The sequence below is a fragment of the Rhodopseudomonas pseudopalustris genome (genome assembly GCF_900110435.1).
GTDB lineage: Bacteria > Pseudomonadota > Alphaproteobacteria > Rhizobiales > Xanthobacteraceae > Rhodopseudomonas > Rhodopseudomonas pseudopalustris.
The window spans coordinates 60,969-81,214 of the sequence record NZ_FODT01000016.1; the positions used below are offsets into that span (position 1 = coordinate 60,969).

General features: G+C 64.9%; 21 protein-coding genes. 8 read left to right on the forward strand and 13 right to left on the reverse strand.

Going from position 1 to position 20,246, the window contains the following annotated elements; translation table 11 throughout:
• Window positions 1-45: 45 nt before the first annotated feature.
• From hisF to hisB, 5 genes are all read right to left on the reverse strand, one after another.
• On the reverse strand, window positions 46-813 hold the full coding sequence (gene hisF, locus BMY71_RS22820; protein ID WP_011500837.1) for an imidazole glycerol phosphate synthase subunit HisF: 768 nt from the start codon (window positions 811-813) through the stop codon (window positions 46-48).
• 7 nt (window positions 814-820) lie between these two features.
• Window positions 821-1,558 (reverse strand): 1-(5-phosphoribosyl)-5-[(5-phosphoribosylamino)methylideneamino]imidazole-4-carboxamide isomerase, encoded by a 738-nt coding sequence (gene hisA, locus BMY71_RS22825; RefSeq protein ID WP_092686219.1) that lies wholly within the window; start codon window positions 1,556-1,558, stop codon window positions 821-823.
• A gap of 178 nt (window positions 1,559-1,736) precedes the next feature.
• Complete coding sequence (gene hisH / locus BMY71_RS22830; RefSeq protein ID WP_011500839.1) at window positions 1,737-2,387, reverse strand: imidazole glycerol phosphate synthase subunit HisH; 651 nt, start codon at window positions 2,385-2,387, stop codon at window positions 1,737-1,739.
• Window positions 2,384-2,902, reverse strand: coding sequence for a DUF2628 domain-containing protein (locus tag BMY71_RS22835; protein ID WP_092686220.1), 519 nt, complete (start codon window positions 2,900-2,902; stop codon window positions 2,384-2,386). Before BMY71_RS22835 ends, hisH begins: the two co-directional genes overlap by 4 nt.
• A gap of 28 nt (window positions 2,903-2,930) precedes the next feature.
• On the reverse strand, window positions 2,931-3,524 hold the full coding sequence (gene hisB / locus BMY71_RS22840) for an imidazoleglycerol-phosphate dehydratase HisB (protein WP_011500841.1): 594 nt from the start codon (window positions 3,522-3,524) through the stop codon (window positions 2,931-2,933).
• Between the two features lie 182 nt (window positions 3,525-3,706).
• Between hisB and hslV the strand changes: the two genes are divergently transcribed.
• From hslV to hslU, 3 genes are read left to right on the forward strand one after another with little or no spacing between them, the layout of a single operon-like run.
• A complete protein-coding gene (gene hslV, locus BMY71_RS22845) occupies window positions 3,707-4,288 on the forward strand; it encodes an ATP-dependent protease subunit HslV (RefSeq protein WP_011500842.1) in 582 nt (193 codons plus the stop codon).
• Complete coding sequence (locus BMY71_RS22850; protein WP_092686221.1) at window positions 4,285-4,770, forward strand: GNAT family N-acetyltransferase; 486 nt, start codon at window positions 4,285-4,287, stop codon at window positions 4,768-4,770. The genes hslV and BMY71_RS22850 overlap by 4 nt, the downstream gene beginning before the upstream one ends.
• Window positions 4,767-6,068, forward strand: a complete 1,302-nt coding sequence (hslU, locus tag BMY71_RS22855) for an ATP-dependent protease ATPase subunit HslU (RefSeq protein ID WP_011500844.1) — start codon at window positions 4,767-4,769, stop codon at window positions 6,066-6,068. Before BMY71_RS22850 ends, hslU begins: the two co-directional genes overlap by 4 nt.
• A 104-nt stretch (window positions 6,069-6,172) precedes the next feature.
• On the opposite strand, the gene BMY71_RS22860 is transcribed toward hslU, so the two are convergent.
• From BMY71_RS22860 to BMY71_RS22870, 3 genes are read right to left on the reverse strand one after another with little or no spacing between them, the layout of a single operon-like run.
• On the reverse strand, window positions 6,173-6,769 hold the full coding sequence (locus BMY71_RS22860) for a Smr/MutS family protein (protein ID WP_092686222.1): 597 nt from the start codon (window positions 6,767-6,769) through the stop codon (window positions 6,173-6,175).
• Window positions 6,770-6,771: 2 nt separating this feature from the next.
• Window positions 6,772-8,328 carry a murein transglycosylase A gene (mltA, locus tag BMY71_RS22865; protein ID WP_430715351.1) on the reverse strand — a complete coding sequence of 519 codons (1,557 nt, stop codon included), beginning with the start codon at window positions 8,326-8,328 and terminating at the stop codon, window positions 6,772-6,774.
• Window positions 8,306-9,013, reverse strand: a complete 708-nt coding sequence (locus BMY71_RS22870) for a Tim44/TimA family putative adaptor protein (protein ID WP_092686224.1) — start codon at window positions 9,011-9,013, stop codon at window positions 8,306-8,308. The genes mltA and BMY71_RS22870 overlap by 23 nt, the downstream gene beginning before the upstream one ends.
• A 447-nt stretch (window positions 9,014-9,460) precedes the next feature.
• On the opposite strand from BMY71_RS22870, the gene secB reads away from it, so the two are divergent.
• Window positions 9,461-9,937 (forward strand): protein-export chaperone SecB, encoded by a 477-nt coding sequence (gene secB, locus BMY71_RS22875; protein ID WP_011500848.1) that lies wholly within the window; start codon window positions 9,461-9,463, stop codon window positions 9,935-9,937.
• A 52-nt stretch (window positions 9,938-9,989) separates the two neighbouring features.
• On the opposite strand, the gene dnaQ is transcribed toward secB, so the two are convergent.
• The 4 genes from dnaQ to BMY71_RS22895 all read right to left on the reverse strand — a co-directional run bounded on the left by dnaQ (window position 9,990) and on the right by BMY71_RS22895 (window position 12,892).
• Window positions 9,990-10,685: a DNA polymerase III subunit epsilon gene (gene dnaQ, locus BMY71_RS22880; protein WP_011500849.1), complete on the reverse strand. Its 696-nt coding sequence runs from the start codon at window positions 10,683-10,685 to the stop codon at window positions 9,990-9,992.
• A gap of 39 nt (window positions 10,686-10,724) precedes the next feature.
• Window positions 10,725-11,324 carry a dephospho-CoA kinase gene (gene coaE, locus BMY71_RS22885; RefSeq protein ID WP_092686225.1) on the reverse strand — a complete coding sequence of 200 codons (600 nt, stop codon included), beginning with the start codon at window positions 11,322-11,324 and terminating at the stop codon, window positions 10,725-10,727.
• Between the two features lie 123 nt (window positions 11,325-11,447).
• On the reverse strand, window positions 11,448-12,056 hold the full coding sequence (locus BMY71_RS22890) for a Maf family protein (protein ID WP_092686226.1): 609 nt from the start codon (window positions 12,054-12,056) through the stop codon (window positions 11,448-11,450).
• Complete coding sequence (locus tag BMY71_RS22895) at window positions 12,053-12,892, reverse strand: pyruvate, water dikinase regulatory protein (RefSeq protein ID WP_011500852.1); 840 nt, start codon at window positions 12,890-12,892, stop codon at window positions 12,053-12,055. The genes BMY71_RS22890 and BMY71_RS22895 overlap by 4 nt, the downstream gene beginning before the upstream one ends.
• A gap of 453 nt (window positions 12,893-13,345) precedes the next feature.
• Between BMY71_RS22895 and hemJ the strand changes: the two genes are divergently transcribed.
• A complete protein-coding gene (gene hemJ / locus BMY71_RS22900) occupies window positions 13,346-13,786 on the forward strand; it encodes a protoporphyrinogen oxidase HemJ (protein WP_011500853.1) in 441 nt (146 codons plus the stop codon).
• A gap of 283 nt (window positions 13,787-14,069) precedes the next feature.
• Entirely contained in the window at window positions 14,070-15,335 is a 1,266-nt protein-coding gene (rho, locus tag BMY71_RS22905) for a transcription termination factor Rho (protein WP_011500854.1), read from the forward strand.
• Window positions 15,336-15,371: 36 nt separating this feature from the next.
• Here the strand turns inward: rho and BMY71_RS22910 are convergent, their stop codons facing one another.
• Window positions 15,372-16,271 carry a phosphatase PAP2 family protein gene (locus BMY71_RS22910; protein ID WP_175557764.1) on the reverse strand — a complete coding sequence of 300 codons (900 nt, stop codon included), beginning with the start codon at window positions 16,269-16,271 and terminating at the stop codon, window positions 15,372-15,374.
• 285 nt (window positions 16,272-16,556) lie between these two features.
• Between BMY71_RS22910 and mnmE the strand changes: the two genes are divergently transcribed.
• Both mnmE and mnmG read left to right on the forward strand, forming a co-directional pair.
• The gene (gene mnmE, locus BMY71_RS22915) at window positions 16,557-17,933 is read left to right on the forward strand and encodes a tRNA uridine-5-carboxymethylaminomethyl(34) synthesis GTPase MnmE (protein WP_430715352.1); all 1,377 of its coding nucleotides are present in this window, start codon (window positions 16,557-16,559) and stop codon (window positions 17,931-17,933) included.
• A gap of 230 nt (window positions 17,934-18,163) precedes the next feature.
• Window positions 18,164-20,044 (forward strand): tRNA uridine-5-carboxymethylaminomethyl(34) synthesis enzyme MnmG, encoded by a 1,881-nt coding sequence (gene mnmG, locus BMY71_RS22920; RefSeq protein WP_092686229.1) that lies wholly within the window; start codon window positions 18,164-18,166, stop codon window positions 20,042-20,044.
• Window positions 20,045-20,246: the final 202 nt, after the last annotated feature.

The window sequence follows — 20,246 nt, forward strand, 5'->3', positions numbered from 1 at the left end:
TGCCGGTTATTCCGGTGCGAGACTACCGCCTCCACCGGCCCGAATCTAGGGATCGAGCCGCATCGGCAAGCCGGCCCGCACCATATGATCCTTGGCCTCACGAATGGTGTATTCGCCGAAATGGAAAATCGAGGCGGCCAGCACCGCGGTGGCGTGGCCTTCCCGGATGCCGTCGACCAGATGATCGAGATCACCGACGCCGCCCGAAGCGATCACCGGGACCTGGACGCTGTCGGCGATCGCCCGGGTCAAGGGAATGTCGAAACCGGATCGGGTGCCGTCGCGGTCCATCGAGGTCAGAAGGATCTCGCCGGCGCCGAGCGACACCACCTCCTGCGCAAATTCGATCGCGTCGATGCCGGTGCCCTTGCGGCCGCCATGGGTGAAGATTTCCCAGCGATCCCGGCCCGGCACCCGCTTGGCGTCGATCGCCACCACGATGCACTGGTCGCCGAACTTCTCCGCCGCTTCCTTGACGAATTCGCGCCGCGCCACCGCAGCGGAATTGATCGAGACCTTGTCGGCCCCGGAGCGCAGCAGCGTCTTGATATCATCGACGGTGCGCACGCCGCCGCCGACCGTCACCGGCATGAAGCAGGCCTCGGCGGTGCGGCGGACGACGTCGAGCATGATGCCGCGATTTTCGTGCGTGGCGGTGATGTCGAGGAAACACAGCTCGTCTGCGCCGGCGGCGTCATAGGCGATCGCCGCCTCGACCGGATCGCCGGCGTCGCGCAGATCGACGAAGTTGACGCCCTTGACGACGCGGCCGTCCTTGACGTCGAGGCAGGGAATGACGCGGACCTTGAACATGCGAACCTCAAGCCGCCCTGGCGGCGTCGATCAGCGCCAGCGCCTCGGCCGGATCGAGCCGGCCGTCATACAGCGCCCGGCCGGCGATCGCGCCTTCGAGCTTTTTCGCGCGCGGCGATAGCAGCGCTTTGACGTCGTCGATCGAGGCCAGCCCGCCGGAGGCGATCACCGGGATCGAGACCGCCTCGGCCAGTGCGATGGTCGCCTCCCAATTGATGCCCTTGAGCAGGCCGTCGCGGGCGATGTCGGTGAAGATGATGGCGGCGACGCCGGCGTCCTCGAAACGCTGCGCGATCTCCAGCGCGGTGACCTGCGAACTCTCCGCCCAGCCTTCGACCGCGACCTTGCCGTCGCGGGCGTCGAGCCCGACCGCGACCCGGCCGGGGAATTTCTTGGCGGCTTCCTTGACCAGCGCCGGATCGCGCACCGCGGCGGTGCCGATGATCACCCGGCTGATGCCCTTGGCGAGCCAGCCTTCGACCGTGTTCAGGTCGCGGATGCCGCCGCCGAGCTGCACCGGCATCGACACCACTTGCAGCATCGATTCGACCGCCTGCGCGTTGACCGGCTTGCCGGCGAAGGCGCCGTCGAGGTCGACGACATGCAAATATTGGAAGCCCTGCGCGGCGAAGCTCCTGGCCTGCGCGGCGGGGTCGAGGTTGAACACGGTGGCGCGCGCCATGTCGCCCTGTTCGAGCCGCACGCACTGGCCGTTCTTGAGATCGATCGCGGGAAAGAGAATCATGACTGGCAACCTGTTCCGGCGTCATCCTGAGAGCCTGCCCCGGACTTGATCCGGGGTGTGCGCCACGCAAGCGCGGCGCCTCGAAGGCTGATCCGGTGTGCGCGGCCGCCCTTCGAGGCCGTTGCTTCGCGACGGCGCCTCAGGGTGACGGCAGTGTCCTGATGAAGGCGGAAGCCCATCACGGCTTCCACTTGAGAAAATTCGAGATCAGCGCCAGGCCGAAGCGCTGGCTTTTCTCGGGGTGAAACTGGGTGCCGATCGCGGTGTCGCGACCGACCACCGCGGTGACCGGTCCGCCATAATCGGCGCGCGCCAGCACATCGCCCTCGCTTTGCGCCGCGAGGTGGAAGGAATGCACGAAATAGGCGTGCAGGCCGTTCGGCCCAAGCGGCAGCCGCTCCAGCACCGGATGCTCGCGCAGCACGTCGAGCGTATTCCAGCCCATATGCGGGATCTTCAGCTCTTCCTGGTTAGGCGTGATCTTGACGACGTCGCCGGGAATCCAGTTCAGCCCGTCGGTGGTGACGTGCTCCTTGCCGCGGGTCGCCATCAACTGCATCCCGACGCAGATGCCGAAGAACGGCCGCGCCTTGACCCGCACCGTCTCGGTCAGCGCCTCGACCATGCCGTCGACCGCGTCGAGGCCCTTGCGGCAGTCGGCGAAGGCGCCGACGCCCGGCAGCACCACCCGATCGGAGCGGAATACTTGTTCGGGATCGCGGGTGACGATGATCTTTTCCGGCACTTCCATGCTGCGCGCAGCGCGCTCGAACGCCTTCGCGGCCGAGTGCAGATTGCCGGAGCCATAGTCGATGATCGCGACGCTCATCGCGACGATCCCGGGTGCGGAAACGAGCCGACGATGTCGCCATAGATCGACGACGATGGCATCGGTACGCTGCGGGTCGGCGGCGGCGCGCCGCGATCCATCGGCAGCGAGAAGCTGACCGGATTCGACTGCCGGCTGGACCAGCGGTCGAAGAAGCGCCGCTCGGCGCCGGGAAGATCGTCGCCGACCACCACGTCGAGCTGGCGCCAGCCGCGACGCGACAACGTCCAGCGCCACAGGCTGGCGGCTTCGAGGCCGAGCAGCAGCGCCATCAGCAGCATCACGGCGAAGCGGGGACCGGCCCCGACGCGCAGCGCGGTCAGCGCAAACGTCACCGCGACAGCGACCACCAGATAACCGAACAGCGCCAGCCAGAGCCGTCGCGTCAGCAGCCACAGCGGCCCGAACACGAAGGCCCAGCCGTAGAACCCGTCGCGCACGAACACGAAACGATCCGGCGAGGCACGCCGCTCGTCGTCGACCGGCGGTGGCGCATGAACTGTAAAGACCGGCATTCAAACTTCTCCGCCGATGAACGGCCGGCTAGCCGCCGAGCTGACCCTTGGTCGAGGGCACTTCGCCCGCCGCCTGCGGATCGATCGCCACCGCCGCGCGCAGCGCCCGCGCCAGACCCTTGAAGCAGGATTCCGCGATGTGGTGGCTGTTCTCGCCATATAGGGTTTCGACATGCAGAGTCACGCCCGCATTCATGGCGAAGGCCTGAAACCACTCGCGCACCAGCTCGGTGTCGAATTCGCCGATCTTGTCGCGCGGGAAATCCGCCTTGAACACCAGGAACGGACGCCCGGAGACGTCGATCACCACCCGCGTCAGGGTCTCGTCCATCGGCATCAGCATGCTGGCATAGCGGTTGATCCCCGCCATGTTGCCGAGCGCCTGCTTGACCGCCTGGCCGAGCGCAATGCCGACATCCTCGGTGGTGTGGTGGAAATCGACATGCAGGTCGCCGACCGCCTTCACGGTGATGTCGATCCGGGAATGCTTGGCGAGCAGATCCAGCATATGGTCGAAGAAGCCGATCCCGGTCGCCGCATTGGACACGCCGGCGCCGTCGAGATTGACGGTCACCTCGATGTCGGTCTCCTTGGTCTTGCGCTTGATCGTGGCGGTGCGCATGAAGCGGACTCTCCGGTAAAAAACGGCGTCCTTTTAACAGGCTAGTGACGCCTTCGCTACTGCGGGGGCCGCTGCAGCGCCCCGATCTTCGTCCTATGGTGACCGGTTTCCGGTCTTGCGCGCGCGGGCGATTTGCAACCGGGCGCGGCAGTGCCTAGATCAGCGCTCGCGAAAGGGTTCCTATGAACATGTATTCCGCTTCGGGCGAAGGCTCGCCCCAAGGCTCGGCTCAGGTCTGGCACGGCACCACGATTCTCACCGTCCGCAAGGGCGGCAAGGTAGTGATCGGCGGCGACGGCCAGGTCTCGATCGGCCAGACCGTGATCAAGGCCAATGCCAAGAAGGTTCGCAAGCTCGGCAAGGGCGACGTGATCGGCGGCTTCGCGGGCGCCACCGCGGATGCCTTCACGCTGTTCGAGCGGCTCGAAGCCAAGCTCGAACAATATCCGGGTCAATTGACCCGCGCCGCGGTCGAGCTCGCCAAGGACTGGCGCACCGACCGCTATCTGCGGCGCCTGGAAGCGATGATGATCGTCGCCGACAAGGATGTCTCGCTGGTGCTGACCGGCACCGGCGACGTGCTCGAGCCCGAATACGGCGTGATGGCGATCGGTTCCGGTGGAAATTATGCGCTCGCCGCGGCGAGGGCGCTGGCCGACACCGACCAGGACGCCGAGACCATCGTCCGCAAGGCGCTCGATATCGCCGCCGACATCTGCGTCTACACCAACCGCAACCTGACGCTCGAGACGCTGTCCGCGTGACCGGGACCTACCAGTTTCGTCCGTTTACTGCCGACGACCTGCCGCTGATGGCGAGCTGGCTGAAGCGGCCGCACATGGCCGAATGGTGGGGCGATCCCGAGGAGCAGCTCGCGGGGCTTCGGGAGGATCTCGATCAGCCGGCGATGGACCAGTATCTGGTGATCACGGGCGGGACGCCGTTCGCCTATATGCAGTGCTACCGGCTCACGGCCTGGAATGACGGCTTCGGCCCGCAGCCGGACGGCACCCGCGGCATCGACCAATCGATTGGCGATCCCGAGATGATCAACCGCGGCCACGGCTCCGCTTTCATTCGCCAATTCACCGACGCCCTGCTGGCGGCCGGCACGCCGCGCATCGTCACCGACCCGTCGCCCGGCAATGGCCGCGCGATTCGTTGTTACGAAAAAGCCGGCTTTCGCCGCGACCGCGTGGTCGACACCCCGGACGGCCCCGCTCTCCTGATGGTACAAGAAACATGACCGACTTTTCTCCCCGCGAAATCGTTTCCGAACTCGACCGCTTCATCGTCGGCCAGGCCGACGCCAAGCGCGCGGTCGCCATCGCGCTGCGCAACCGCTGGCGGCGGCTGCAGCTCGAAGGCATTCTGCGCGAGGAAGTGCTGCCGAAGAACATCCTGATGATCGGCCCGACCGGCGTCGGCAAGACCGAGATCGCGCGGCGGCTGGCGAAGCTCGCCGGCGCGCCTTTCCTGAAGGTCGAGGCCACCAAATTCACCGAGGTCGGCTATGTCGGCCGCGACGTCGAGCAGATCATCCGCGATCTGGTCGAGGTGGCGATCGCGCAGGTGCGCGAGCGCAAGCGCAAGGACGTTCAGGCGCGCGCCCAGATCGCCGCCGAGGAGCGCGTGCTCGACGCGTTGGTCGGCCCGGGATCGAGCCCGGCGACGCGGGATTCGTTCCGCCGCAAGCTGCGCGCCGGCGATCTCAACGACAAGGAAATCGAGGTCGAGACCCAAGCGAGCAGCGGCTCGCCGATGTTCGAAATCCCCGGAATGCCCGGCGGCCAGATCGGCGCGATCTCGATCGGCGACATCTTCGGCAAGATGGGCGGGCGAACCAAGACGCGCAGGCTCACCGTTGCGGATTCGCACGACATCCTGATCAACGAGGAAGCCGACAAGCTGCTCGACAATGATCAACTGGTGCAGGAAGCGATCAACGTCGTCGAGAACAACGGCATCGTGTTCCTCGACGAAATCGACAAGATCTGCGTGCGCGACGGCCGCAGCGGCGGCGAGGTCTCCCGCGAAGGCGTGCAGCGCGATCTGCTGCCGCTGATCGAAGGCACCACGGTCGCGACCAAGCACGGCGCAGTGAAGACTGAGCACATCCTGTTCATCGCCTCGGGCGCGTTCCACATCGCCAAGCCATCGGACCTGCTGCCGGAATTGCAGGGCCGGCTGCCGATCCGGGTCGAGCTCAACGCGTTGACGCGCGACGACATGCGCCGGATTCTCACCGAACCGGAAGCCTCGCTGATCAAGCAGTATATCGCGCTGCTGCAGACTGAAGGTGTCACGCTCGAATTCAGCGACGACGCGATCGATGCGCTGGCTGACGTCGCGGTCGGCGTCAATTCCACCGTCGAGAACATCGGCGCGCGCCGGCTGCAGACGGTGATGGAACGGGTGCTCGACGAAATCTCCTTCGTCGCGCCGGACCGGGGCGGCGAAACCATCCGGATCGACGCCGACTACGTGCAGAAGAACGTCGGCGATCTGGCCAAGAATACCGATCTGAGCCGGTTCATCTTGTAGGTGAGGCGGATCGCCCCGCCGAGCGCAAAGCGCTCCCCAAGTCATAGCGTCATCGCCCGGAATGACCGGGCGATGACGCGCCGGGATGTCGATGTGCCGGTGAACTAACCGCGCGCCCTTCTCACCCGCACATACAGCGCGCCTTCTCCGCCGTGGCCGATATGGGCCTCGTCGAAGCCGACCACATAGGCGCGGAATTCAGGCAGGCTCAGCCAGAGCGGCACCTGACGGCGCAGCACGCCGCGTTCGGGATCACCGCCGAGCCTGCTGCCCTTGCCGGTGATCACCAGAACGAACGACAACCCGTCATGGCTCGCTCGCTGCAGAAAGCGCAGCAGCGCGTGATGCGCGCGGGACTGGGTCATGCCGTGCAGATCGATCCGGGCGTCGATGTCTTTGCGGCCGCGCGACAGATGGGAGCGCTCGCGCCGGCCGAGCGACGCCAACGGCGGCGGGCTCATCGGCGTCGCGAGCTTGACCGGGCGCTTGACCGGCTGCTGCGAACTCGGCGGCGTCTGCGGTTTTTCGGCGGGCGTGGCCGGTAGAGCGGTTGCGACGTCGATCCTGGTCAGGCGCGGGCGGCCGCGCAACGGCTTGACCTGTTTCGCCACGCTGTCCCACAGCGCGCGCTCCTCTTCGCTCAAGCTGCGTTTGCGGCGTGGGGTGGCGGGTGGATCGAGCGATGGCACGAAGCGCTTCATCGTCAGCGCGCGCGTCGATGATCATGATGCCGATGATGGCGGCGGTGGGCTCGCTTCGGCGCTGCGGCCGGCGCCGCATTCGGCCGCGCCTGCGGCGTCGGAACAACCTCCGGCGCGCTTGTGGCGGACGGTGGCGTGCCGTTCGTCGCCGCGGTCGGCTCCGGGGGCTTGGCGTTATCCGGAGCGGCGGGCTGGTCCTTGGCCGCCGGCGTTTGCGGAAACTGCTTGGCGATCTTCTTGGACGGGCGCGGCTCGGGCAGCGGCATGGTTCGGCCGCGCGCGACCGGATCAAGGCTGTTCGGCAGCAACATCACGAAGCGGATCGGGTGCCGCATCCGTCCCGCGATCGCGCCCGCTTCTGCGCCCGCGCCGAAATACAAATCGGCCCGCGCCGGGCCGATGATCGCCGAGCCGGTGTCCTGCGCCACCATCAGGCGGCGGAACGGCGTCTTCGACTCGGGCGCCTCGATCGGCAATTCGCCGGTGATGAAGAACGGCGTGCCGTAGACGTGCAACGCCTTGTCGACCGCGATCGAGCGGCCCGGCGTCAGCGGCACGCCTTGCGCGCCGATCGCCTCTTCGTCGTCCTTCAGCTTGACCTCGCGGAAGAACACATAGGACCGGTTCGCCCGCCGCAGCTCCTTGGCGCCGTCCGGATTGGCGTCCATCCATTCGCGGATGCGCTGCATCGACATCTGCTCTCTGGGGATGATGGCGCGATCGATCAGGATGCGGCCGACAGGCGTGTAGGGATAGCCGTTATGCGCGTCGTAATTGATGCGGACGACGCTGCCGTCCTCGAGCTTGATGCGGGCCGAGCCCTGGATCTGCGAGAACAGCAGATCGGTCTGGCTTTTCAGCCAGCAGATCTCCAGCCCCCGCCCGGCGACGGCGCCGTCCTCGATCCCGGCGCGATCGTAATACGGCACCAGCTTGCGCCGGCCGATTTTGCGATACACCGGCCCGCCATTCGGCAGCGCGGCATCCTGCTTAGTGCCGCGGACGAACAGATTCGACGGGCGGCGATAGACCGGCACATTGTAGACATCGGTTTGCACGCGCGAGCCCTCGACCACCGGTTCATAGTAACCGGTGACGAACCCGGCCTCCTCGCCGACGCGCGAAATTTGCAGCGGCAGAAAATGCGTTTCAAAGAACGCGCGCGCTTTGGCGTTGTCTGACACGTCTGCGACGCGTGCGGCCTGGCAAGGCTCACCGAGCGACGCACCGAGCGGCTTGGTCTCGGCGACCGCGTTGCGCCGGGCGACGATCGGCCGGCAGCTCGCCTGGAAGGTCTTGAAGGCCGCGAGATGATCGTCGGTGTCCCAGCCGGCGACCTGATCCCAGCTGATTGGCGCATATTGGCTGCCGGGAATCTCAATCGGCCAAACCGGCTGCAGATGCCGTTTGTGGGCGGCGGAGTGATGGCTTTTCGAGTGATGATGCCGGTGCCCGGCTTCGACGGCGGCCGGAGCCAGCAGCAGGGCGGCGGCGATCACGCCGCGCGCCAGAGCGAAGCGTGATGCGCCGTGCGCGTTAGTGACCGCTTCCCGTGCCAACCAGCTTCCAGTTCGGATCACGCGAGCTGATGTCGCGGGCGAAGGTCCAAACGTCGGTGATATCGGCGACCTTGTCCGGGTTGCCATCGACGATCGCCCCGGCCTTGTCGCGGGTGACCGAGATCATCTGCGACACGAACTTCACCGTGAGCTGGGCGGTGTGCTCGCGCACTTCGGCGCCGAGCAGCTCCGCCTTGTCGATCGCAACAAAGCGGGTTTCGGTCTTGCGCTCGTTCTTCTCGCGATCCTTGATCGCCGCATCGAAGCTGTCATAGACCTCGCTCGACAGCAGGTCGCGCAGCGCGCGGCGATCGCCGTTCGCGAACGCCATCACGATCATCTCATAGGCGCTCTTGGCGCCGGTGAGGAAATGATTGGCGTCGAACGAGGAGTCCTGAACCAACACCGCGTTGAGGCCATGCGCCAACGGCGAATCCGGCTCGGCGATGCCCTTCCAGCGATCCGACGGAGGAACCACATCGGCGTTCGGCGCGGTTGGCGACTGGTCGATCACCGTGCCGGGCATCGGCACCACGTTGTTGTCCTGCTTGCCGGGGATCATGTCCCGCGCAGCGGCTCGGTCGAACGGTGGGCGTTCGCTACCAGTCCGTTGACCCAACACATTGCGCAGACGCAGGAAAATAAACACCGCAAGCGCAAGGAAGATGATGGTGTAAATATCCACGTCGCTTCACTTTCTCATCGGCAGCGGCCTGAAGGCGCGACTTGCACCAGCGGCAGCAAGGCCCTGAACATTATGCCCGGGCCAGCCTCACCATGTAGTGACAAACTTTGCCCAGCCAATGGCGCGTTTTGGCACAGCCAACCGGGTTGGCAAGCCCCGCCGCGCCACGGCCCGGGGTTGATTTGTCGCGAATGTAAGCCGTTCGCCGCAAGGGGGAAACCGGATCATTGTAAGAAAGTTCATCCGGCCAAAGATTTAGGCAGCTTCGGGGTCGGGTCGGGGGCCTTTCAGGCCTGTCGGCACAGTTTGGAACGGGTCTGACCCGTCCTGCTTCGGTCGACCTTGTGGATGGCCGCAGCCCTATGATAGCCACTCGCCGACATCATCCACCCGCCATTTGCGTGAATGCCGCCGTTCTGCCGGCCGCACCCTCCAGGAGAGATTTCGATGACCAACGGTAACGGCGCCCCTCCGGAAGCGGTCGCTGCTCCCCAGCTCAACGTGCTGGCGCAGTACACCAAGGATCTGTCGTTCGAGAACCCGAACGCCCCGGCGTCGCTGGCGCAGCAGCAACAGCAGCCGGCCATCAACATCCAGATCAATGTCGGCGCCAACAACCTTGCCGAGAACGAATACGAGGTCACGCTCTCGGTCGAGGGCAAGGCCGAATCCGGCAGCACGGTGCTGTTCAGCTTCGAGCTCGCTTACGCCGGCGTGTTCCGGATCGTCAACGTGCCGCAAGAGAACCTGCATCCGCTGATCATGATCGAATGCCCGCGGCTGTTGTTCCCGTTCGCCCGCGAAATCATTGCCAGCGCGGTCCGCGATGGCGGCTTCCCGCCGCTGATGCTCGATCCGGTGGATTTCGTCGGTCTGTACCGCCAGAACATGGAACGCCAGGCGCAGCAGGGCCAGCCGAGCTGAGGCCGGGCCTCACCTGATTCGAATCTGACAATAAAGGCCGGCGCCGCCTGGATCAGGCGCCGGCGGGATATTCCTTCCAGATCGCCTTGTCGCCCATGGTCGCGATGAACGCCCGATGCGCGTCGAGGTCGAGTTCGGTGACCCGGGCCGCGAGCGGGGTCGACCGCTGCCGACGGGGCTTATCGCCGCCCTGGCCGGCCCGTTCGGACGGCACCTCGGCGAGAATCAGCTGCGACTGCCGCGCCCCGATCAGATCGATATAGACTTCCGCCAGCAGTTCGGCGTCGAGCAATGCGCCGTGCTTGGTGCGGCGTGAATTGTCGATCGCGTAACGCGAGCACAGATCGTCGAGCCGGTTCGACACGCCGGGATGCTTGCGCCGCGCCAGCAGCAGCGTATCGACCAGCCGCTCGCGCGGAATCGCGGCCCGCGACAGCCGCGCCAGTTCGGCATTGAGGAAACCGGCGTCGAACGAGGCGTTGTGGATCACCAGCGGCGCGTCGCCGATGAAGTCGAGAAACTCGTCGACGACCTGCGCGAACAAAGGCTTGTCGGCGAGAAACTCGGCCGACAAGCCATGCACCGCGAAGGCTTCCGCCGGCATGTCGCGTTCCGGATTGATGTAGCGGTGGAAGGCCTGCCCGGTCGGCATCCGGTTGTAGATTTCGACGCAGCCGATCTCGACCAGCCGGTCGCCGCGCAGCGGATCGAGCCCGGTGGTTTCGGTGTCGAGAACGATTTCACGCATCGGTTGCTGGCACGCGGTTGCAGTTCGTCGGCCGGCGAATCAGGGACGCCGGCGTGGCATCCTAGCAGCCGCGGCGAGGATTTCGTGGAGCTGCGCCCGCACCGGGTCGAGACCGTGCGAGGTATCCACGATAAAATCCGCGCGCTTGCGCTTCTCGGCGTCCGGCATCTGCCGCGCCAGGATGGCGTCGAGCTTCTCGGGAGTCATGTTGTCGCGCGCGAGGATGCGCTCGCGCTGAATCTCCGGCGAAGTGGTGACGACCACCACCGCATCGACCCGCTTCTCGCCCCCGGTCTCGAACAACAACGGCACGTCGACCACCGCGATCGGCGCGCCGGAGGCCTCGGCGTCGTCAAGGAAGTTCTGGTGATGCGAGCGCAGCATCGGATGCACGATCTGCTCCAGCCGCTTCATCGCCTCGGTGTCGTGCACGACCTTGGCGGACAGCAGCGTACGGTCGACCTTGCCGTTCGCCGTGGTGCCGGGAAAAGCCGCCTCGATCGCCGGCGCGGCCTCGTCCTCATAGATCTTATGCACCGTGGCATCAGCGTCGTAGACCGGCACGCCGGCCTCTTCGAACAGCTTGGCTGTGGTGGATTTTCCCATCCCGATCGACCCGGTGAGCCCGAGCACCAGCATTCCGCTTCCTCCGCTGCCGAGAACAGGATGACTATCGTCGAACCGTCATTCTGCTCTAGCTTATTGTTTGTGCGTGATCTTTCCGAAAACCGGCATCCACTTTCCGGGGTCATGCGCCAGACTTTAAAGCGTCAACAATTTCTGGCTACGCAGAAAGCCGAGCAAGGGCAACAGCGGCAGGCCGAGAATGGTGGAGTGGTCGCCGTGGATGCCGTCGAACAGGTGCACACCGAGACCTTCGACCTGATAGCCGCCGACGCTGGAGGTCGCCGTGTCGCCGACTTCGTCGAGATAGACGGCGATTTCCTCGTCGCTCAACGGGCGCATCGTCATGCGGGCGATCACAACCTCGGCGAACAGCGTGATGCCGTTGCGCACCACGGCGATGGCCGAATGCAGCTCGTGGCGGCGGCCGGCCAGTTCACGCAGTTGTTTCGCCGCCTCGTTGCGATCCGCGGGCTTGTTGAATCCGCGGGCGCCGAGCGCCAAGGTCTGATCGGCGCCAAGCACCAAGCGTCCGGGATGATGGTTCGAGACGAAGGCGGCCTTCTCTTGCGCCAGCAATGCGGCGATGTCGCCGGGCGCCGACAGGCCGGAGACCCTGGCAATGCCGCGCTCATCGAGTTCGGCCGGGATCGCTTCGAACGGAATCCCCGCATTGGTCAGTAACGCCTGCCGCGCGCGGCTCTGTGAAGCGAGCACCAGCGGCTGCGGCCCGAGCCACAGCGTCATTCGGACATCCTCTGGCGTTGGCGGTCGGCGAGGAGCTTCATGATCGCAGCGGCGGTTTCCTCGATCGATCGTCGGGTGACGTCGAGCAGCGACCAGCCGTATTTGGCGCTGAGCTTGCGGGCCAGCAGCACTTCGTCGGTGACCGCCTGGCGATCGATATAGGAGTCGTTGCCGGCGCCGGCGCCGAGACTAAGCAACCGGTTCTGTCGGACCTGGATCAGCCGGTCCGGCGAGGCGTGGAGGCTGACCACCAGCGGCTTCTTCAACGTCTCGAGCTGATGCGGAATCGGAATGCCGGCGACGAGCGGCACGTTGGCGGTGCGGATCCCGCGATTGGCGAGATAGATCGAGGTCGGCGTCTTCGAGGTGCGCGACACCCCGACCAGCACCACATCGGCCTCTTCCAGGCCTTCGACATGCTGGCCGTCGTCATGCATCATCGAGTAGTTCAGCGCGTCGATGCGCTTGAAATATTCGGCGTTCAAAGTGTGCTGCGCGCCGACCCGGCCGGTGGTGGAGGCGCCGAGATAGGCCTCGAACAATTGCATCACCGGGCCGATGATCGACAGACTCGGGCTGTTGATCTGCTGGCACTTGGCCTCCAGCCGGTTGACCAGCTCGCTTTCCAGCAGCGTGAAAAGCACGATGCCGGGCGATTCCTCGATCTCCTGCAGCACGCGATCGAGCTGCTTCTGGCTTCGCACCAGCGGATAGACATGCTCCACCGGAGAGACGTTGGCGTATTGCGCGGCGACCGCGCGGGACACCGTGATCAGGGTTTCGCCGGTCGAATCGGACACCAGATGGAGGTGAAAATAGCTGCCGTCGGTCAGCATCATGACCCTGTGTATCCTGTGAACAACGGGGCGTTCGCCGCCGGATGACGGCGTCGCGGCCGCCGCGGGCGGGATAACCCGGCTTTTTCTTCACAGGCCTGGGGTGAGGAAAGTGTCTCGGGATTTTTCCGAGGTTAGCGGGTGATTGTGGATTTGTCTCTTGATAAAGCAGCCCGAGGACGGCGCAAACACCCGCCGGTAAAGGCCCAAAGCTGCGCCGGACCGATCAGGCCCGGGGCTGTGCAAATGTGAATCGTGCCGGGATAATCCGGAACGTCTGTTGCGCCGGCACAATCCCCTGTCACTACGACTCAAACCCTAAGAATCTATAAATATTGTTTAGAGGAGTGGAGCTTGCGGAAAACTCCGTGTTCGCGCATTCGAGTAACGCGTGGCGCCGGCAGCGCGTTCCCGATCGGCTCTTGAATTCCGCGCAAGCGGTGGGGCGGCCAAATGTTCGACTGGTCTGATTTTTATCTTTGGGTGAAGGCCTTCCACGTCATCGCGGTGATCTCGTGGATGGCCGGAATGCTCTACATGCCGAGGCTGTTCGTCTATCACTGCGCGGCGGAAGTCGGCTCGGTGCAGTCCGAGACGTTCAAGATCATGGAACGCCGGCTGTACAAGGCGATCATGAATCCGGCGATGATAGCGGCCTGGGCCGCCGGCCTCGTGATCGCCTGGCAGCAGAGCTTTTTCGCCTCCGGCTGGTTTCACGCCAAGCTCGCGGCGGTTGTGCTGATGACGGTGATCCACCTGCTGCTGGGGCGTTACGTGCGTGATTTCGCCGCGGATCGGAATAAACGATCTCACAAATTCTATCGTGTAATCAATGAGATACCGACACTTCTCATGGTCGGCGCAGTGATCGTCGTGATCGTCAAGCCGTTCTGATGGCGCAGAATCGTGCCGCAAAATCTGGCATCGTTCGGCCGCAGAACGCCTTGCGTGCGACCGGACGATTTTCTATAGTTGTCGTGTCCCACCTAAAGCAGGCGAATGTGGTTGCGATCTGGTTTTGCTAGAACCGGCCGCCGCATCGGGTTTTAAGCCTCTTCGCACCTTCCTTGCTCAAGACGTCGTCGACCTGAAGACCTGCGGACTATCCGTATTTTCCAGTCTCCGCTCTCTTCCGCTGACGAATCCCCTCTCTCGGTTTTTCCACAGGACCCCCCCAATGCGGGAAATGAAACTTCAAGACCTCAAGGCCAAGACGCCGGCCGAGCTTGTCTCGTTCGCGGAAGAGTTGGGGGTCGAGAACGCCAGCACGATGCGCAAGCAGGAGCTGATGTTCGCCTGCCTGAAGCAGCTGTCGGCGAAAGAAACCGACATCATCGGCGAAGGCGTCGTCGAGGTTCTGTCCGACGGCTTCGGCTTCTTGCGATCGCCCGATGCCAACTACCTGCCGGGTCCGGATGATATCTACGTTTCACCCTCGCAGATCCGCCGCTTCGGCCTGCGCACCGGCGACACCATCGAGGGTCATATCCGCAGCCCGAAGGAAGGCGAACGCTACTTCGCGCTGCTGAAGGTCAACACGCTGAACTTCGAGGATCCCGAGAAGTCCAAGCACAAGGTCAATTTCGACAATCTGACGCCGCTGTTTCCGGACGAGCGGTTCCGGCTCGAGATCGACGATCCGACCCGCAAGGATCTGTCGGCGCGGGTGATCGACATCGTCGCGCCGATCGGCAAGGGCCAGCGCGCGCTGATCGTCGCGCCGCCGCGCACCGGCAAGACCGTGCTGATGCAGAACATCGCGCATTCGATCACCGCCAATCATCCGGAATGCTATCTGATCGTGCTGCTGATCGACGAGCGGCCGGAAGAAGTCACCGACATGCAACGCTCGGTGAAGGGCGAAGTCGTTTCCTCGACCTTCGACGAACCGGCGGTGCGTCACGTTCAGGTCGCCGAGATGGTGATCGAGAAGGCCAAGCGTTTGGTCGAACACGGCCGCGACGTGGTGATCCTGCTCGACTCGATTACGCGCCTCGGCCGCGCCTACAACACCGTGGTGCCGTCCTCCGGCAAGGTGCTGACCGGCGGCGTCGACGCCAATGCGCTGCAGCGGCCGAAGCGGTTCTTCGGCGCCGCGCGCAACATCGAGGAGGGCGGTTCGCTCACCATCATCGCCACCGCGCTGGTCGATACCGGCTCGCGCATGGACGAAGTGATCTTCGAAGAATTCAAGGGCACCGGCAATTCGGAGCTGATCCTCGACCGCAAGGTCTCGGACAAGCGCACCTTCCCGGCGATCGACATCTCGCGCTCCGGCACCCGCAAGGAAGAGCTGATCACCGATCCGCAGGTGCTGAAGAAAATGTACGTGCTGCGCCGGATCCTCAATCCGATGGGAACGATGGACGCGATCGACTTCCTGCTCGACAAGCTGCGCAACACCAAGAACAACTCGGAATTCTTCGAGTCGATGAACACCTAGAGCTTCGGTTCTGATCGCTCGAAAACGCTATCAGGTTCAGCCGGCGTGCGTGGCCATCGGTTGTTTGGCATCGCGCACGCCGTCTGCAAGACGGCGTGCCGCGACGATTGCCGCCGCTGCAACCCCCGCGCCGGCGATCACATCGATGAGGTAGTGCTGGCCTGAGATCGGCGTGCTTGCGATCATCAGGGCGTTGACGACGAGTCCCACGATCCAGAGGCAGCGGATCCGCCATAGCGCCCAGGCGAACAACACGCCGTTTGCGGTGTGAAAGCTCGGGAACGTGATCAGCCCCTCGAGATCATTCAGGCGAATCGTCGGCATGGTTCCGGCGCGCAATGCTTCCAGCGTTGGAATGTGGGTGTAGGTGCCCGGCGGCAGCGAGGCGACGCCGTGCGGAGCGAGATCGAGATAGATCATCGCGTCGACGGCCGGCACAAACACCGCGATGAGTGCGGTCGCAACCAGCGAAAGGCCGAACGCCAGGACGAAGTGCTGCAACCGCAGCTGTTGTCCGGCGAGAATGAGCGCGAGCGGCACCAGCACGGTCTGATGCTGGATCGTGAGATAGGCCGCGTCCAACAGGCTGATCAGACCTGGAATTGCAGCGCAGGCCGCCAGATAGCTGGCGCGGTCGAAATTGAGCCATTGGTCGGCTGCGTGAAGCTCGGCGTCGCGCAGCGGAAGTCCGACCGCGGTGGCCGCATAGGTCAGAAACAGACCGATCAGCAGGACGAGGAAGAGTTGTCCGACCGACGTCATGGCGGCGGCAAGCCGAACATCACGACGAACGGTCGCGTAGAAAACGGTCACCGCACAATACCCAACAGCAATCGCGATCAGGCTGAGATTACTGGTGAAATCGATCGTGATGCCGAGCAGTCCGAGGCCGATGCCGGCGCTGCATGCCATCAACGCGATCAGCAGCCAGATCAAGCGCGTCACGCGCCGGTCGGCGGGGGCTACGATCTGCAGCTGCGGCGCCGACAGTGCGGCTGCCTGAAGTGTGGTGTCAGTCATGCCGACAGTTTAGTGCGACGGGCTGTGCTGCGTGTTACCGGCCAAATCAGACGTTCCCGGATGTATCGAGATAGTTAACTAATCGTTGCGAGATGCCTCTCCCCTCGTGCGGAAAACCGGACGCACCGCGGGATCGATGTTGACCCGGTTGGGATGCTATGGCTGCGGCGGAAGCGTCGGTGGCAATCATGAGTCGTTATGGTGGGTGACGAAACGATCTTCGCACTATCGTCGGGTCGGCCTCCGACAGCGATCGCGATGGTGCGCGTCTCGGGCCCGCGCGCCGGCGATCTGCTGACGGCGCTGACGGGATCGCTGCCGCCGCCGCGGACTGCCCGCCGCGTGCTGATCCGCGATCAAAATCAAGAGCTTATCGATGACGGCGTGGCGCTCTGGTTTGCCGGGCCTGCGAGCGCCACGGGCGAGGACGTCGCCGAATTTCACATCCATGGCGGCCGCGCGGTGCTGGCGGCGCTGGTCAGAGCGCTGTCGGCGTTCGACGGCGTGCGGCCGGCGGAGCCGGGCGAGTTCACGCGGCGGGCGTTCGAGAACGGCAAGCTCGATCTGACCGAGGCGGAGGGGCTCGACGATCTGATCCACGCCGACACCGAGGCGCAGCGGCGCCAGGCGGTGCGCCAGCTCGGTGGTCTGCTCGGCGACCGGGCGCGGCGTTGGCGGGCGCAGATCATCGAAGCAGCCGCACTGATCGAAGCCGGAATCGACTTCGCCGACGAAGGCGATGTGCAGGGCGAGCTGATGGCGCCGGCGCTGCAAACGATCGCGGCGTTGCATGACGAAATCGCAGAAGTGCTTGCGGCACAGGGCCGAAGTGAAAGGCTGCGGGACGGAATGGTGGTCGCGATCGCCGGACCTCCGAATGTCGGCAAGTCGACGCTGATCAATCGGCTGGCGCGGCGCGAGGTCGCGATCGTCTCGCCTCATGCCGGCACGACCCGCGACGTGATCGAGGTGCAGCTCGATCTCGGCGGCTATCCGGTGACGGTGATCGACACCGCGGGCATTCGCGAAAGCAATGACCCGGTCGAGCAGGAAGGCGTGCGGCGGGCGCGGGCGCGGGCTGCGGAGGCCGACCTGGTCCTATGGCTCGGCGAAGGCGAAATGACCGGTGACGCGGTCGCGGCGTCGGCGCCGGTCTGGCGGGTGCGCAACAAGATCGATCTGCGGGGCGGGGAGGGGGACGGCGGTCCGGTCGATCTGCCGGTCGAACCTCTCGCTGCGGCGTTGCGGCAAACCGATGGCGCTTGGGGCGGAAATGCGGCGTTTGAAATTTCAGCGTTGCGGGGCCAGGGGCTCGGCGAGCTGATCGCGGCGATCGAGGATTTTGCGGCGCAGTATTTCGCCAGCGGCGAGACGGCGCTGATCAGCCGGGCGCGGCATCGCACTTTGCTGCAGGATGCTGCAGCAATGCTGCAACGCAGTCTGCAGCATGACCTGCCCGCCGAACTGGTCGCCGAGGAACTAAGGCTGGCCGGCGTGGCTCTGGGGCGACTGCTCGGCCGTGTCGATGTCGAGGACGTCCTCGGGGAAATCTTCAGCCGGTTCTGCATCGGCAAGTGAATGTCCGGGATGTGGAAACAGGGTTACTGTTTCATTAAGTTCCACTGTTCTGAATTGCTCAGTTGGGCGACCTTTAGAAGCCTCGAGGAGCGATCCAACGGGCCTGCGGCCTGTTTCACGTGAAACAATGGCCAGCACGCTCTTGTTTCACGTGAAACAGTAGCGACCCCGTCGTCGGGCCGAATCCAATACCGCTTCAAAGCGCCCAAAAGCTGAGTTACAAGCCGCTGATGCGCAATTCCTACGATGTCATCGTCATTGGCGGCGGCCATGCCGGCTGCGAAGCTGCGGCCGCGGCCGCCCGGCTCGGTGCGACCACGGCCCTGGTGACCCACCGTTTTGCCACCATCGGCGCGATGTCGTGCAATCCGGCGATCGGCGGTCTCGGCAAGGGCCATCTGGTGCGTGAGGTCGATGCGCTGGACGGGCTGATGGGTCGGGTGGCCGATGCCGGCGGCATTCAGTTCCGGATGCTCAACCGCCGCAAGGGACCGGCGGTGCGCGGTCCGCGCGCCCAGGCCGACCGCAAGCTCTATGCCGCCGCGATGCAGGCTGCGATCCGCGCCACCGCCCATTTGAGCGTGATCGAAGGCGAGGCGGATGTGCTGTTGTCCGCTGACGGCCGGGTCACCGGGATTCGCCTCGTGGATGGCCGCGAGTTTGCGGCCGGCGCGGTCGTCATCACCACCGGGACCTTTCTGCGCGGGCTGATTCATCTCGGCGAGCAGAGCTGGCCGGCCGGCCGGATCGACGAGGCGCCGGCGCTCGGTCTGTCGCGCTCATTCGAGGCGCTCGGTTTTGCGCTCGGGCGGCTCAAGACCGGGACGCCGCCGCGGCTCGATGGGCGGACGATCGACTGGGGCGCGGTCGAGATGCAGCCCGGCGATGATCCGCCGGAGCCGTTCTCGGTGCTGACGCCTGCGATTACGACGCCGCAGATCGAATGCGGCATCACCCGGACGACGCCGGCCACGCACGCGGTGATCCGCGACAATGTTCATCGCTCGCCGATGTATTCGGGGCAGATTCAATCGACCGGACCGCGTTATTGCCCGTCGATCGAGGACAAGATCGTCCGTTTCGGCGACCGCGACGGCCATCAGATCTTTCTGGAGCCGGAAGGGCTCGACGATCCGACGGTTTATCCCAACGGCATCTCCACTTCGCTGCCCGAAGAGGTCCAGCGCGCCATCCTGAAGACCATTCCGGGCCTGGAGCGGACCGAATTGGTCCGGCCCGGCTATGCGATCGAGTACGACCACGTTGATCCGCGAGAACTGGAGCCGACGCTGCAGACCAAGCAGCTGCGCGGTCTGTTCCTGGCCGGGCAGATCAACGGCACCACCGGCTATGAAGAAGCCGCGGCGCAGGGGTTGGTGGCCGGTCTCAACGCCGTGCTTGCGGCCGGCGGCGGCGATCCGGCTGTGTTCGACCGCGCCGACGGCTATCTCGGGGTGATGATCGACGATCTGGTGACTCGCGGCATCAACGAGCCGTACCGGATGTTCACCTCACGGGCCGAATATCGCCTGACGCTGCGCGCCGACAACGCCGACCAGCGGCTGACCGACAAGGGGCTGGCGCTGGGTTGCGTCGGGGCGGAGCGGGCCGCGTTCCATCGCACCAAGATGGCGGCGCTGGCGGACGCGAAGGCGCTGACGCAATCGCTGTCGATCACCCCCAATGAGGCATCCCGTCACGGATTGTCGCTCAATCGCGACGGCCAGCGGCGCTCGGCCTTCGATCTGTTGTCCTATCCGGAGATCGGCTGGGACGAGGTCAGGGCGATCTGGCCCGAATTGGCGGCAGTTTCGCCGTCGATCGCCGTGCATGTCGAGATCGACGCCAAATATCACGTCTATCTCGCCCGTCAGACCGCCGATGTCGAAGCCTTCCGCCGCGACGAGGGCCTGCTGTTGACCGAGATCGACTATGCGCAGGTCCCCGGTCTGTCGAACGAGGCGCGCAACCGGTTGGAACGGCATCGGCCGCGGACGGTCGGGCAGGCGGGTCGGCTCGACGGCATCACCCCGGCGGCGCTCGGGATTCTGGCGGCGTATCTGCGGCGCGAGGCGCGGAAGCGGCCAGCTACGGTGAGTGGCGAAGGGTAGGCGAGGGTCGCTGTTTCACGTGAAACAGCGGTGACCACCGGGTGAGTGAGGGCGTCGGACTGGCGCGCTGTGCCCGCGAGCCCCCACCCCAACCCTCCCCCGCAAGAGCGAGGCCTCTGCAAAACCTGACTGTTCTATCCAGATGTGATTCACTTGCGCGTAGGCGGAGGTGAACGGGATGGCGCAGGACAGTTTCATTGAG

Bases quoted from the DNA above. Each gene is read 5' to 3' on its own strand.
- hslV (WP_011500842.1), top strand. From the start codon at position 3,707: ATGAACATGTATTCCGCTTCGGGCGAAGGCTCGCCCCAAGGCTCGGCT.
- BMY71_RS22895 (WP_011500852.1), bottom strand. From the start codon at position 12,892: ATGCTGACCGACGGCAGCTATTTTCACCTCCATCTGGTGTCCGATTCG.
- hisA (WP_092686219.1), bottom strand. From the start codon at position 1,558: ATGATTCTCTTTCCCGCGATCGATCTCAAGAACGGCCAGTGCGTGCGG.
- hisH (WP_011500839.1), bottom strand. From the start codon at position 2,387: ATGAGCGTCGCGATCATCGACTATGGCTCCGGCAATCTGCACTCGGCC.
- hisF (WP_011500837.1), bottom strand. From the start codon at position 813: ATGTTCAAGGTCCGCGTCATTCCCTGCCTCGACGTCAAGGACGGCCGC.
- mnmG (WP_092686229.1), top strand. From the start codon at position 18,164: ATGCGCAATTCCTACGATGTCATCGTCATTGGCGGCGGCCATGCCGGC.
- hslU (WP_011500844.1), top strand. From the start codon at position 4,767: ATGACCGACTTTTCTCCCCGCGAAATCGTTTCCGAACTCGACCGCTTC.
- hemJ (WP_011500853.1), top strand. From the start codon at position 13,346: ATGTTCGACTGGTCTGATTTTTATCTTTGGGTGAAGGCCTTCCACGTC.
- BMY71_RS22835 (WP_092686220.1), bottom strand. From the start codon at position 2,902: ATGCCGGTCTTTACAGTTCATGCGCCACCGCCGGTCGACGACGAGCGG.
- dnaQ (WP_011500849.1), bottom strand. From the start codon at position 10,685: ATGCGTGAAATCGTTCTCGACACCGAAACCACCGGGCTCGATCCGCTG.
- secB (WP_011500848.1), top strand. From the start codon at position 9,461: ATGACCAACGGTAACGGCGCCCCTCCGGAAGCGGTCGCTGCTCCCCAG.
- BMY71_RS22890 (WP_092686226.1), bottom strand. From the start codon at position 12,056: ATGACGCTGTGGCTCGGGCCGCAGCCGCTGGTGCTCGCTTCACAGAGC.
- hisB (WP_011500841.1), bottom strand. From the start codon at position 3,524: ATGCGCACCGCCACGATCAAGCGCAAGACCAAGGAGACCGACATCGAG.
- BMY71_RS22860 (WP_092686222.1), bottom strand. From the start codon at position 6,769: ATGAAGCGCTTCGTGCCATCGCTCGATCCACCCGCCACCCCACGCCGC.
- rho (WP_011500854.1), top strand. From the start codon at position 14,070: ATGCGGGAAATGAAACTTCAAGACCTCAAGGCCAAGACGCCGGCCGAG.
- coaE (WP_092686225.1), bottom strand. From the start codon at position 11,324: ATGCTGGTGCTCGGGCTCACCGGGTCGATCGGGATGGGAAAATCCACC.